This is a genomic window from Anaerolineales bacterium, from assembly GCA_037382465.1.
In the GTDB taxonomy this organism is placed as follows: domain Bacteria; phylum Chloroflexota; class Anaerolineae; order Anaerolineales; family E44-bin32; genus WVZH01.
Genome location: JARRPX010000010.1, coordinates 1 through 13,134 on the forward strand (window position 1 = coordinate 1; position 13,134 = coordinate 13,134).

12 protein-coding genes are annotated in these 13,134 nt (G+C 60.5%); 5 read left to right on the top strand and 7 right to left on the bottom strand.

Going from position 1 to position 13,134, the window contains the following annotated elements:
• Nucleotides 1–798 (top strand): ABC transporter permease (locus P8Z34_04440; GenBank protein ID MEJ2549912.1); only part of this gene is annotated, 798 nt, incomplete at its 5' end.
• Between the two features lie 373 nt (nt 799–1,171).
• Here the strand turns inward: P8Z34_04440 and P8Z34_04445 are convergent.
• Nucleotides 1,172–1,831, bottom strand: coding sequence for a response regulator transcription factor (locus tag P8Z34_04445; GenBank protein MEJ2549913.1), 660 nt, complete (start codon nt 1,829–1,831; stop codon nt 1,172–1,174).
• On the bottom strand, nt 1,809–3,068 hold the full coding sequence (locus P8Z34_04450) for a sensor histidine kinase (GenBank protein ID MEJ2549914.1): 1,260 nt from the start codon (nt 3,066–3,068) through the stop codon (nt 1,809–1,811). Before P8Z34_04450 ends, P8Z34_04445 begins: the two co-directional genes overlap by 23 nt.
• A 132-nt stretch (nt 3,069–3,200) precedes the next feature.
• Here P8Z34_04450 and P8Z34_04455 point away from each other — a divergent pair, with 132 nt between their 5' ends.
• From P8Z34_04455 to P8Z34_04470, 4 genes are read left to right on the top strand one after another with little or no spacing between them, the layout of a single operon-like run.
• Nucleotides 3,201–4,196, top strand: coding sequence for an ABC transporter ATP-binding protein (locus tag P8Z34_04455; GenBank protein MEJ2549915.1), 996 nt, complete (start codon nt 3,201–3,203; stop codon nt 4,194–4,196).
• Complete coding sequence (locus P8Z34_04460; GenBank protein MEJ2549916.1) at nt 4,189–5,136, top strand: ABC transporter ATP-binding protein; 948 nt, start codon at nt 4,189–4,191, stop codon at nt 5,134–5,136. Before P8Z34_04455 ends, P8Z34_04460 begins: the two co-directional genes overlap by 8 nt.
• A gap of 57 nt (nt 5,137–5,193) precedes the next feature.
• Nucleotides 5,194–6,324 carry an ABC transporter permease gene (locus tag P8Z34_04465; GenBank protein ID MEJ2549917.1) on the top strand — a complete coding sequence of 377 codons (1,131 nt, stop codon included), beginning with the start codon at nt 5,194–5,196 and terminating at the stop codon, nt 6,322–6,324.
• A gap of 41 nt (nt 6,325–6,365) precedes the next feature.
• Nucleotides 6,366–7,697 carry an efflux RND transporter periplasmic adaptor subunit gene (locus P8Z34_04470; GenBank protein ID MEJ2549918.1) on the top strand — a complete coding sequence of 444 codons (1,332 nt, stop codon included), beginning with the start codon at nt 6,366–6,368 and terminating at the stop codon, nt 7,695–7,697.
• Nucleotides 7,698–8,008: 311 nt separating this feature from the next.
• On the opposite strand, the gene cysE is transcribed toward P8Z34_04470, so the two are convergent.
• The 5 genes from cysE to P8Z34_04495 all read right to left on the bottom strand — a co-directional run bounded on the left by cysE (nt 8,009) and on the right by P8Z34_04495 (nt 13,134).
• The gene (gene cysE, locus P8Z34_04475; GenBank protein ID MEJ2549919.1) at nt 8,009–8,719 is read right to left on the bottom strand and encodes a serine O-acetyltransferase; all 711 of its coding nucleotides are present in this window, start codon (nt 8,717–8,719) and stop codon (nt 8,009–8,011) included.
• A 13-nt stretch (nt 8,720–8,732) separates the two neighbouring features.
• Nucleotides 8,733–9,668 carry a cysteine synthase A gene (gene cysK / locus P8Z34_04480; GenBank protein MEJ2549920.1) on the bottom strand — a complete coding sequence of 312 codons (936 nt, stop codon included), beginning with the start codon at nt 9,666–9,668 and terminating at the stop codon, nt 8,733–8,735.
• 317 nt (nt 9,669–9,985) lie between these two features.
• Nucleotides 9,986–11,116, bottom strand: a complete 1,131-nt coding sequence (locus tag P8Z34_04485; GenBank protein ID MEJ2549921.1) for a [LysW]-lysine hydrolase — start codon at nt 11,114–11,116, stop codon at nt 9,986–9,988.
• Nucleotides 11,109–12,326 (bottom strand): aspartate aminotransferase family protein, encoded by a 1,218-nt coding sequence (locus P8Z34_04490; protein MEJ2549922.1) that lies wholly within the window; start codon nt 12,324–12,326, stop codon nt 11,109–11,111. The genes P8Z34_04485 and P8Z34_04490 overlap by 8 nt, the downstream gene beginning before the upstream one ends.
• A complete protein-coding gene (locus P8Z34_04495; protein MEJ2549923.1) occupies nt 12,319–13,134 on the bottom strand; it encodes a [LysW]-aminoadipate kinase in 816 nt (271 codons plus the stop codon). Before P8Z34_04495 ends, P8Z34_04490 begins: the two co-directional genes overlap by 8 nt.

A 13,134-nucleotide genomic window follows, 5' to 3' on the forward strand; every position in this document is an offset into this window, starting at 1 on the left:
GAAGTGCAGTACGGCATCCGCAGCGTGTTCGACAAATCCGGGCTGCTGGGCGATCTCAACGCCGAACAGCGCCGCGGCATCGAAGCGCAGAACCTGGGTGTGATCATGACCAGCTTGAACGAGCTGCGCCAGGATCCCTCTATCCTGGTGGTGAACGAGAGTCTGGAAGGCGAGGAGGTCGATGCGGGCACCAACGATTTCTTCGCCTACATGTACCCCGCCTACACGGTGATGTTCATTTTCTTCGTCATCGGCACGTGCGCGACATCGGTTCTCAGGGAGCGGGAGGCCGGGACGCTGCGGCGCCTGGTGGCTTCGCCGATCCCGCGCGGGGCGGTCATCGGCGGCAAGATGCTGGCCTTCATGGTGATCCCCTGCCTGCAGACCATCGTGCTGCTCGGCGTGGCGCACGTGTTCTTCGACACGCCGCTGGGGCAGCATCCGCTGGCGCTGATCGTGCTGACCGTGATCGTGGCCGCGGTGGCGACGTCGATGGGATTGCTGATGGCAACGATCGCCAAATCGGTGAGCCAGGCGGACAGCTTGGGCACGATGGCTTCGTTCGTGCTGGCGGCGATCGGCGGGGCGATCCCCGTGGCGCCGCTGCTGCTCACCCGGGCGGAGGGTTTCATCTCGATCCTGACGCGTTTCACGCCGCATGCGCACGCCATCGAAGCGTATTATTCCATCATGGCGGAAAACGCCGGGCTGGTGGACGTCCTGCCCGAGATCGGGTTTCTGGTAGGGATGGGCGTGATTTACTTCGTCATCGCGGTGCGGCGCTTCAAGTTTGAGTGAGGGGTGTTTGTGGTGGGATGTGGGGGCAACCCCACATCCCTACTTCCGTGGGTTGGTTTGATGGGGACTAAAACCCAACACCTGTAAGTTGGGTGCGGATATCCATCCGCAACCCATATTAGGCAGATGTGTATCTGCCATTCTATTATTTTCACTGCATTAAGAAATTGATATGCCGAGTCACTCATTGACCTCGATTCCAATACCGGTATAGTCTTTTGTGGATAAACATCCGCGAATTATCGGCGCCGGATGCATATCCGCCGCCAGCATCTTGAATATTGGGCAGATGTGAATCTGCCAATCTTCCGTCACAAAACTGCTTCTATAATCCGTGGGTGGGATTGAAGGGGTCCAAACCCAACCCGCGCGCTTATTTCGACTCCGTTTCGGCATCGACCAGCCCGTGGCGCAGGGCGAGCACGGCGGCCTGCGTACGGTCGGAGACGCCCAGCTTGCGAAAAATCGCGCTGGTGTAATTGCGTACCGTGCCCTCGGCCAGGAAGAGCCGCTCGGCGATGTCGGCGTTGGAGAAGCCGGCGACGATCAACTGCAGCACCTGGCGTTCCCGATCGCTGAGCGAAAAGTGCGTCGGGCTCCCGCTCGCCGGACCGCTTTTCGAGACTTCGGACAACAGTTTACCCGTCACGCCGGGATCGACGAAGGCCTTCCCGCTCACGGTGCCTTTAATCGCCGCGATGAGCTCCCCGGGTGGGGTGTCTTTGAGCAGGTAGCCACCCGCGCCGCTGCGAACGGCGTCGAAAAGCCATTCGTCGTCGTCGTAGGTGGTAAGCACCAGTACGTGCACTTCGGGATGGCTCATGTGGATCTTGCGCGTGGCGACGATGCCGTTCATGTGCGGCATTTTCAGATCCATGAGGATCAAGTCCGGCTGCGCCTCTTCCACCAGCCGGCAGGCTTCCTCACCGTCGTGCGCCACGCCGACGACTTCGATCTCGGGGTCGGAATCCAGGATCCGCTGCAGGCCTTCGCAGACGATGACCTGATCGTCACAGATCGCCACGCGCACCATCGGGCACCTCGATCGAAAATAGGACCGTCGTTCCACCACCGGGCCGGCTCTGCACCTGGATGGTTCCCGCAGCCAGCGCGGCGCGTTCCGACATGCCGCGCATGCCCAGCCGCTCGCCGACGGTCGGGTCGTCGAGGTCGAATCCCTCGCCGTCGTCGGCGATCGACAGGCACAGGCGCGAGTCTTCCTGCGTCAGACGCAGCCAGACCGAACGGGCGTTGGCGTGCCGCACCACGTTCTCCAGCGCTTCCTGGGCGATGCGGTACAGGCTCTGCTCCGTCTGCGCGGGCAGGTCCGGAAGACGATCGGGTAGATCGATCTCCAGGCGCAGCGTGCCGCGTTGGGAGACGTCCTGAGCCAGGTGGCGCAAGGCCAGACTCAGTCCCAAATCCTCCAGCTGCTTGGAACGCAGATCCTTCAGCGCACGGCGCGTCTCGGCCAGGCCCTTGCGCGTATTGTCCAGCGAATGCTGCAGCATGGCGTGAATTTCGTCCTGCTCCGCAGGGATCATCAGCTTGATCGCCTCGAGGTTGACGGTCTGGGCGCTGAGTGTGTGCGCCAACGTGTCGTGCAGTTCGCGCGCCAGGCGGTTGCGCTCGCGGCTGGTCGCCAACTGCTCGGCCGTGCGGGCGTACTGGCCGAGCTTGACGTTGGCGTCCAGCAAGGCCTGCCGCTGAGTGCGCTGGCTGGTGACCAGGTGGGAGACGATGTGCCCCACGGTGCCGAAGGCGAAAGCCTGGATGATGGGCACGCCCAGCACCGGCAGGGTATCGATGTCTACCCTGCCCGCCACGCGCACGAGCAGGGCCAATTCGATCCCTCCAGTTGCAATTGCAAAAATGACCACGTATCGCAAAGGATATTGCCAGGCCATGATCACCACGGGAACGACCAGGATGGGCAGCAGCAGCCAGCTACGCAGTACGATGTCCGGCAGATCGCTGACCGTGGGCTTATATAAGAAAACGAGGTTGCTCAGGAGCGGCACGGCGGTCGCCGAAATCAAGGCCACGGGCAGGTAGCTGCCGCGCATGATTCGTCGCAGCCAGGACCAGGACAGGTAGCCGAAGAGCGCCAGGTTGGTGGCCAGGTTGAGGTAGAGTTGGCTCTGGGAGGCGGAAAAAAGCCTGTGCGTGTCGAGCGCGGTGTAGGCCACCAGGCAGGCGAAATAGACCATGGCGATGCCGTTGAAGTAGCGAAAAATCCGCAGCAGACCGGGTTCCAGACGATTGATCATCTTCTATATGATAGCATCCCTGTCTCCCGATCCATACGTGACACTCGTCACGTACGGATGTGGCGGGCGTCACGGCGAGTCGTGGCGGCCGGTATCTCGCCAGGCGGGCCGCCATTCTTTACCATTTGCATCGTGAACGAAACCATTCGAAAGACCGACGACATCGTGCAGACCATGATTCAGGTACAGGGACTGGAAAAACGGTACGGCCGGCGCAAGCGCCCGGCGGTCGCCGGATTCGACCTGCAGGTGGAGCAGGGTCAGCTCTTCGGGCTGATCGGCCCGGACGGTGCGGGGAAAACGACCGTCATGCGTATGTTGTCGACCGTCATCGAGTCCAGCGCGGGGGAAGGCGTCATCGCCGGCTTCGATTTGCAGAAAGACGTGGAACAGGTGCGGCGGAACATCGGCTACATGCCGCAGCAGTTCAGCCTGTACCCCGATTTGAGCGTGATGGAGAACCTGGTGTTCTTCGCCGACCTGAATCAGGTCCCCGCAGCCGAAAAACGTCAGCGGATCGAGGACATGCTGGCGTTCACCAACCTGGCGGACTTCGAGCGCCGTGCGGCGCACCAGCTCTCGGGCGGGATGAAGAAGAAACTGGCCCTCGCCTGCGCGCTGATCCACGACCCCGACGTCCTGCTCCTGGACGAACCTTCCACGGGAGTCGATCCGGTCTCGCGTCGCGAATTGTGGGTCATCCTGGCGGAAGTCGTGCAGCGCGGGGTCGCTTGCGTGGTGACCACGCCCTACATGGATGAGGCCGATCGCTGCCATCGGGTGGGTATCCTCTACGAGGGTCACATGATCGCCGCAGGCACTCCCGCGTCGCTCAAGGCGAAACTGCCCTACGCCGTGATCGAAGTCAAGGCGAAACCGCGCAAGACGATGCGCACCATCGTGGCGGACATCGATGATGTCATCCGCTGGCGTCCCGTGGGCGACCGCATCCGCATGCTCGTCGAGGACGACGATCGGGTCGTACGCCGGGTGATGAAGCGGCTCGAGTCTGCCCTCAAGCGGGAAGAATGCGACCTGCGTCTGCTGCGGCGTGACAAAGTCTCCATGGAAGACGTCTTCGTGCACGAAGTCAGACTGCTCAACGACAGAGGTGGTAAAGATGAGTAAGGCAATCGAAACCAGGCAGCTCACCAAGCAGTTCGGCGATTTCGTCGCCGTCGATGGGGTGGATTTCTACATCCCCGAAGGCGAGATTTTCGGCCTGTTGGGGCCCAACGGCGCGGGCAAGACGACGTTGATCCGCATGCTGTGTGGCATCATGCGGCCCACTTCGGGGGAAGGCCGTGTGCTCGGGCTGGACATCGTCCGCGAAGCGGAGGAGATCAAGAAACGCATCGGCTACATGTCGCAGCAGTTTTCGTTGTACAACGATCTGACGGTCGTGGAGAACGTCACCTTCTACGCCTCGATCTACGCCGTGCCGCGGGAACAGCGCCGCAAGCGTGTGGCGGAAGTGATCGAACTTACTGAACTGCAGGGGTTGGAGAACGAGCTCACATGCGATCTCTCCGGCGCCTGGCGGCAGCGGCTGGCCCTGGCTTGCGCCATCGCCCACCGGCCTCCGATTCTGTTCCTCGACGAGGCGACCGCCGGCGTCGACCCCGTTTCGCGGCGGGCTTTCTGGGATTTGATCTACAACATGGCCGGAGAAGGCGTCAGTGTACTGGCCACGACGCACTACATGGACGAAGCGGATTACTGCAACACGATCGGGATGATGTACCGGGGCCGGCTGATCGCCGTGGCCAGTCCGGACACGCTCAAGGCGCAGCAGCCGGGCACGCTCTACCAGGTGGACTGCGACCGGCCGGCGAGTGCCCTCGAGGTGCTGCAGTCGCTGCCGGGTGTGATGGAAACGTCCTTCCACGGCGCCTTGCTGCACGTTACCGTCGAGCCGAACGGCGGGGCGTCTCACCTGGAGAAATCCCTCAAACGGCAGGGGATCGAGGTGCGCAACATCGAAGACATCCAACCGTCGATCGAAGACGTATTTCTCACCCTGGTCGACGAAGAACGAGTGGCATCCCGGGGGGAAGCCGCTGCTTGAAAAACATAGTCAGCTTACTTCCCTGTCCGGGAAGAGCGGACCGAAGCGGAGTAAATAATGGATCGTTTATGGACGGTAGTAAAAAAGGAGCTGCTCCACATCTGGCGCGATCCGCGCACCCTGGGGTTGATCCTGCTGCTCCCCGGCATGCTCTTGATCCTGCTGGGATACGGCATCAACTTCGAACGGCGCAACATTCCGGCGGCCATTGCCGATCTCTCGAAAACCGACGCCAGCCGGGAATACATCGAATACTACACCGCCAGCCAGGATTTCGAGCGTGCCTACGACGTCCTCAGCGAGCATGAAATCCTGGATTTGATCGACCAGGATTTGGTCAGCGTGGGACTGCTCATTCCCGAGGACTTCGGCCGCAAGGTGGCCACGGGTGAGCCGGCGAGCGTGATGCTCTACGTCAACGGCGCTTCCGACCCTTCGGAAGTGAGCAGCATTCAACTCAAATTGAACGCCATCAGTCAGATGGCGGCACAGGAAATCCTCATCAAGCGCATTCAATCCACGCCGGGCGCGGCGAGTCTGCAGCTGCCCATCGATGCTTCTTCATTGACACTCTACAATCCTGACGGCATATCCTACCTGTTCATGATACCGGGTTTGATTCCCATCCTGCTTCAGGTGCAGGCGCTGATTCTCTCCGCGCTGGCGATCGTGAAGGAGCGCGAACAGGGAACGATGGAGCAGTTGATCGTCACGCCGATCAAATCCTGGGAGTTGATGCTGGGAAAACTCATCCCATATTTGCTCGTCAGCATACTCAATCTTTTTGCACTTCTGTGGCTTGGCGATCTGCTTTTCGGGGTCAGGATCGTGGGCAATCTATGGGAGTTGGTCGGTTTGAGTATGATCTTCATCGTTGGGTCCTTAGGTATGGGCGTCTTAATTTCGAATCTTTCACGGACGCAGATGCAGGCGATCTACATGGCGATCTTCATCGTGCTCATCCCAGCCATCATTTTGTCCGGTTTGTTGTTTTCACGCGGCAACATGCCCATCGTAACCTACATCTACAGTGAGTTGCTGCCCGTAACGCACTATCTGGAAATCACACGCGGCATCATGTTGCGGGGCGTCTCCGCCGCCGCGCTGTGGTCTTCCACCGTTCCACTCATCTTACTCAGCGTTATCTATTTCGTCAGCAGCGTCTTCACCTTCCGCAAACGGATATGAAGGCGACATCAAATGCGTATCGTTTATACAGGAGTATGAGAATGAACCGAAAGACATCCATGACGTTTCTACTCTGCCTGGCTTTGCTCGTCGGCGGATGCAGCAGCATCAACGGCGAAGGATCCACGGCCATCCAGGCGACGGGAACGATTGCGGCGGACGAAGTCGCCGTCGCTTCCGAAATTGGCGGCAAAGTCGTCGATATCTTCGTCCAGGAGGGCGACGCGGTTTCCCAGGGCGACTTGCTCTTCCGTGTGGACGACGAACTGCTGCAGGCGCAGTACGATCAAGCCTCGTCTGCACTGGATGCAGCTAAGACGGCCGTCGAGGCGGCGCAATCCCAACGCGATCAGGCCCAGGTGCAGTACGATTTGGCGCTTCAGGCTGCCAGAATGCAGGACCCCGCCGGCCAGTCGGCTTACTGGCAAATGCGGGTGACCGGTGAGTCGGAACTGCCTCCCTGGTATTTCGAGAAGGACGAGCGCATCCAGGCCATGGAAGCGGAAGTGGCTGCGGCGCAGACGGCGCTGCAGAAGAAGCTGGACAATCTCGACAGCGAACTTGCGGATATCAGCGGGGGTGATTTCGTGGCGGCAGAGGAACGCCTCGCGCAGGCGGAAAGCGCATTCGACGTCGCAACGCAGACGCGCGATCAGGCGTATGCCGCGCTGGACAACCAGGACCTGCGCGATGCCGCAGACGAGGCGTACGACGCCGCTTCGGCCGAGCTCGTATCAGCACAGCAGGAATACGACAGCCTTTTGAGCACGAGCCAGGCGCAGACGATCCTCGAGGCCCGCGCAGAAGTCGCCGTGGCTCGGGAGAGATTGAGCCGAGCCCGGGTAGCGTTGGACAAGCTCAGAAGCGGGGAGCAGTCCCTGCAGGTGGAGGCGGCGAAGGCCGCGTTGCAGGCTTCGGAAACCGTCATCACGCAGGCCGAGGCCAACGTCCAGCAAGCGCAGGACGCTTTGCAGATCCTGTCGATCCAATTGGAAAAGGTCAGCGTGCAGGCGCCCATGGACGGCGTGGTGCTGATACGCAATCTCGAGGTCGGCGAGATCATCTCTCCGGGAGGGACGGTCATGCGTATCGGCCGTCTGGAAGAGGTCCGCTTGACGGTTTACATTCCGGAGAAACAGTACGGGCGCATCCACCTGGGGCAAGAAGTGCTGATCCATTCCGATTCGTTCCCTGAATTTGCCTTCAGCGGTGACGTGACACGTATCGCCGAAGAAGCCGAATTCACGCCGCGTAACGTGCAGACGGTCGACGGCCGCAAGACGACCGTGTTCGCCATCGACATCAGCGTCCCGAATCAGGACGGGAAGTTGAAGCCCGGCATGCCCGTCGACGTGACGTTCGTGGAACAATAGTAGCGAGCTGTGGATTGATTTGTGAGGGCGACCCGTCGGATCGCCTTCACACTTCAACCCGCACGGATTCCTGTTTGTATGCACGTAAGGGCCGACCTGTGTGTCGGCCCTTTGCTTTCATGGATTGATTCAGGCAGACACATAGGTTCCCTTTATACACGGTTTAATAATCCGTAGGCGCCGGTTGGGGATATGAATCCGCTATTCCTCGGCACCGGATACATATCCGGCGCCATCGGAAAGCATCGTGAGTCAAAGCAGGGGCGGTTCGCAAACCGCCCCTACAGATACTACTGCAAAACCGTACTGCTTCAGATGTGACTGCCGTCCTGCGCCTCGTAATCGACCCAGGCGTTCGCCATCATGGCGTCGTCCTCCAGCTGCAGATCGTTCAGCTTTTGTTCCAGATGGTCGATACGTTCGGTAAGCGCCTGCAGCCGCTCCATGGTGAGATCGGGCAACCGGTCGTGACGCAGATCCTCCGGCTGTGGCTCGGATAGCTGTACCCCGTTGCGGCTGCGAATCCTGCCAGGTACACCGACCACCACGGAGCGGGGTGGAATGTCCTTCACCACCACCGAGTTTGCGCCGATACGGCTGTGGGCGCCGATGCGGATCGGTCCCAGGATCTGTGCCCCGGCGCCGACGACGACGTGGTCTTCCAGCGTGGGGTGGCGCTTGGTTTTTTTGAAACTGACGCCGCCCAGGGTCACGTTGTGATACAAGGTGACGCAGCTGCCGATCTCGGAGGTTTCCCCGATGACCGTGCCCATGCCGTGGTCGATGAAGAAGCCGGGACCGATGACTGCCGCGGGGTGGATTTCGATTCCCGTCAGCCAGCGGTTGAAGTCGCTCAGGCCGCGGGCGACGAGCTTCAAACCTTTGCCCCACAGCCAGTGCGCCAGCCGGTGCATCCAGATGGCGTGGAATCCCGGGTAAAAGAGGACGATCTCCAGGGCGTAGCGGGCTGCGGGATCGCGCTCCAGAGCGGCGCGAATGTCTTCGCGAAGCGTAGTAAACATGATCCTTCTCCGGTCAATCACGCAGATCGGCGAAGAGCGGGGTGCTTAAGTAACGCTCTCCGTAGGATGGCACGATGGCGACGATGCGTTTCCCGGCGTTTTCGGGACGCGAAGCGATTTTCACCGCTGCGTGAATGGCGGCTCCCGAGCTGATTCCCACCAGGATGCCTTCCTCTTTCGGCATGCGTCTGGCCATGGCGAACGCTTCTTCGTTCGACACCGTCACCACCTCGTCGATCAAACTGGTATCCAGCACTTTGGGGATGAAGCCGGCGCCGATGCCCTGAATCTTGTGCGGGCCCGGTTTGCCGCCGGAGAGCACTGGCGATCCTTCAGGTTCGACCGCGACGATCTGCACGTCGGGGTTGCGTTCTTTCAACACCTGGCCGACGCCGGTGATCGTGCCGCCGGTCCCAACGCCCGCGACGAAGAAGTCGATCTTTCCGTCTGTGTCGCGCCAGATTTCCTCCGCCGTCGTACGGCGATGGACTTCCGGGTTGGCCGGATTTTCAAACTGCTGCGGAATGAAATAGCGTTTATCCCCGGCGGCCATTTCCTGGGCTTTGTCTATTGCCCCTTTCATGCCCTCCGATCCGGGTGTGAGGATCAATTCCGCGCCGAACGCTTTCAGCAGCATCCTGCGCTCGATGCTCATCGTGTCCGGCATCACCAGTGCGCAGTGATAGCCCTTCGCGGCAGATACCATGGCCAGGCCGATGCCCGTGTTTCCGCTCGTGGGCTCGAGGATGATCGTATCCGGCTTGATCTTCCCCGCCTTTTCGGCTGCGGTAATCATGCTCAATGCGATCCGGTCCTTGACGCTCGAACCCGGATTCTGAAACTCCAACTTCACCAGTACTTCGGCCTTTGCACCTTCAGTCACCTTATGCAGGCGCACGAGTGGGGTGTTGCCGATGAGTTCTGTAACATTATCTGCAATGGCTGACATTTTATTTTTCTCCCTTTGGGTCGATACCTCGGTAAAGCGCTACGAAAAACAAAAGACTCATCTGGAGTGTTCCATTCGATGAGTCTCGGGTTTCTTAATCGGACGTGATGGAAATAGATTCTCGAAAATTCCAGCCGATATTCGATTGTTTTTAATAACAAACTACCCTGCGATGCTCATCGCTCGGCTCAATGGAAAGCAGGCAAGTCCGGCGTTTGGCCGGTACAATGCCTGCTAAAGACAGGAGCAGACGTGAGCGATCAGGTTCAGGGTAGGATTGTTTTTCATTATTCGAACGCAGTCCCTTGATTCAAAGTCTACCGAAAGGGGTCTGAATTGTCAAACGCAGCCTTCGACTCGCCGCAGCACTCCTGAAGCAATTTCTCCAACGTGAGTCGAACGACGTCGATCGAGCGCTGGAACTCATTCAGATCGAGGTGTTCCTGCGGCGTGTGGTCCAAGCTCGAATCTCCGGGTCCGTAGGCCGCGATGGGGCAGTTCCAAACCGGTGCGACGATGTTCATGTCCGACGTTCCGGTTTTGTTGACGAAACGCGGTCGGCCGCCGTTGGAGCGGATCGCCTGCAGCAGGGCCCGTGTGAGGAAGGTGTTCTTCTCGGCCACGTGGCTGACCTCGCGTCTCGAAAATTCGAGACGTGCCGTCCCATTCAAGGCGCGCAAGTCGTTTTCCAGTCGCTCGAGCGGCAGGTCGGGTGGCAAACGGAACACCAACTGCATATCGGCCTGGCCATAGCAGCCCCTTTGATGGGTATTCAAACTGCGCAGCGAAGCGTCAAGACGATCGAAGACTCCGGGGCGGTCGCGGTTGAAATCGTCTTCGTAGCGCTGCACTTCTTGCCAGAAACGAAAGGCGCATTCTGCGGGGGTCTGGAGCGGCGCAGCGGAATGCGCCAGCGCACCGGTAAAAACCCAACGCAGCATGAGATGACCCTTGTAGCCCAGGGTGATTCTGTCCCAGCTGCTCGGTTCACCGATCAAACAGGCCTTCGGTTGAAAGATTTTCAGGGCGTTTCGAGCGCCGCGGCTGTCCGTTTCCTCACCGGTGGCTCCGATGACGATTACTCGGGTGCCGCTGGGTGGTTCCACCTGCGTGGCGGCGATGATGAACGCCGCCAGTGGGCCTTTGGCGTCCACACTGCCCCGGCCGTAGAGCACCCGGCCGTCGACGCGTACCGGGATTTCCCCGGGTACCGTGTCGATGTGGCCCAGCAGCACGATGTCCGTTTCGCCCTCGCCGCGGATGCCCACGACGCTGTTGGTTCGATCGACGTAGGCGCGCATGCCGTGATCGCCCATCCAATGCGCCAGGAACAGGGCCGCAGTGGCTTCGTCGCCGGATGGGCTGGGGATGGATACCAGGTCGTGGATCAAGCGTTCGCGCTCATCGAGCAGCGCTGCCTCGCTTCGGGTCGGTGCGAATTCAACCACCGTAAACCTCTTCCAACGCCTCCATGAAGGTCGTCCGGATTCGTTCCAGATCCCCTTCCGGGATGCTCAAAGGCGGCAGAAGCCGCACCACGGTCGTTCCGGCGGGTATTGCGAGCACGCCGTTTTCTGCCATGGCCTGCAGGACGGGAGTGGCGCGTCTGCGCAGCTCGATGCCGATCATCAGGCCGCGGCCGCGCACTTCGCGGATCAGCGGATGCTCGATCGAACGCAGAGAATCGAGAAACCGTTCGCCGACGTCCGCTGCTCGTTCGGGCAAGCTCTCCGCTTCGAGGACCTGAAGCGTGGCGTTCGCCGCAGCACAGACGAGCGGGTTGCCGCCAAAGGTGCTCCCGTGGGTGTGTGGTGGAAATGTCCCCAGGTCGGATCGCCAGGCCAGGGCACCCATCGGCAGTCCGCCGGCGATGCCCTTACCGAGACAGATGAGGTCGGGGACGACGTCGTGATGTTCGTAACAGAACCAGCGTCCGGTGCGGCCCAATCCGCTTTGGATCTCGTCGAAGACGAGCAGTGCGCCGCGTTCGCTGCAAAGCGTGCGTAGTCCGCGGAGGAATTCATCCTCGATGGGATTGATGCCGCCTTCGCCCTGGAGCAATTCGACGATCACTGCGGCGGTGGAATCATTAATTGTGGCTCGCGCCGCCTCGAGATCGTTGAAGGGAACGTGTCCGAAGCCGGGTACGAGCGGCACAAACGGTTCGCGATACTTCGCGCGCCACGTTGCGGACAGGGCACCGAGCGTCCGGCCGTGGAAACAGCCTTGCATGGCGACGATGCCAGGACGTTGAGTCAGGGCGCGCGAGAGTTTGAATGCGGCTTCGACCGCTTCCGCGCCCGAGTTGCACAGGAAATAGCGGCCGAATCTGGGCGCCAGGTGGGCCTGCAGGGATTCGTACAGACGGGCGCGTTGATCGTTGTAGAAAATTTCGGGACAGGTGACGACGCGCTCGTATTGGCGGGTGATTGCCTCCAGGATGGCCGGATGCCGGTGTCCCAACAGGCAGACTCCGTGGCCGCCGACCGCGTCGATGTACGCTTTCCCTTCGGCGTCGATCAAATGTGCGCCCTCTGCGGCGACGATGGCGATGGGCCGCTTTCCGTAAGCGCCGGATGTGTGCAGATCCTCGGAAGCGAGGATATCTGCTTGATTTGCAGCGTCTGCTGCAGCGTGTAGGACGATTTCGTTAAGCAAACCAGGTTCCTCCTCCGGCGAGCGCAGCCTGCAGCGGTTGCGGGCGTCGTCCGTCGATGATAGCGGCCTGCGCGACACCGTTTTCCAGCGCTTCGCGCACGCTCAAGACTTTGTGTTTCATCTGGCCATCGGCCCAGGACATGGCCGTGTCCAGCTGTCCGCGCGGTACCACATGCACCAGACTGGATTGATCTTCACAGTCGCGATACAGCCCGACGACGTTGGAAAGCATCAAGAGCATGTCGGCCGCAAGCGCTGCGGATACCGCTGCGGCGGCGCGATCGCCGTTGACGTTGAGATAGCCATCCGTTTCGCTGTAGGCCAAGGGCGGAATCACGGGTACCATGCCCTGGTCCAGGATGCTCTGGATGCGATCCCGGTCGACTCCGATGAGACTACCGGAGTAGTCGTCATGAATCACGCGGATGCGTCCGTCGATCACGGCGCGGATGGCGCTTTTCCGCTCCCCGCGCAGGACGCAGGCTTCCGTTGTGCCGAGGCTCAGCGTCTGTACCCCGAAACCGTTCAGTTCGCGGCAGATGTCGCTGTTGAACGAAGTCACTGCGTCCACAAAGATATCGCGCATCGCGGCGTCCGTGTAACGGCTGACGAAGTTGGACGGCGAGCGCAGGTACTGCGGCGGATGGCCCATTTCGTTGGCGAGTTGATTGGCGCGCTCCGAACCGCCGTGCACCAGGACGATGCGCTGGCCCTGGGCGATCATGGCGGCGATGTCCTCGCAGATCGGACGGAGTTGGATATCTCGGGCGCCCCCGATTTTGATGACGATGAGACGATTGTTTTCCAT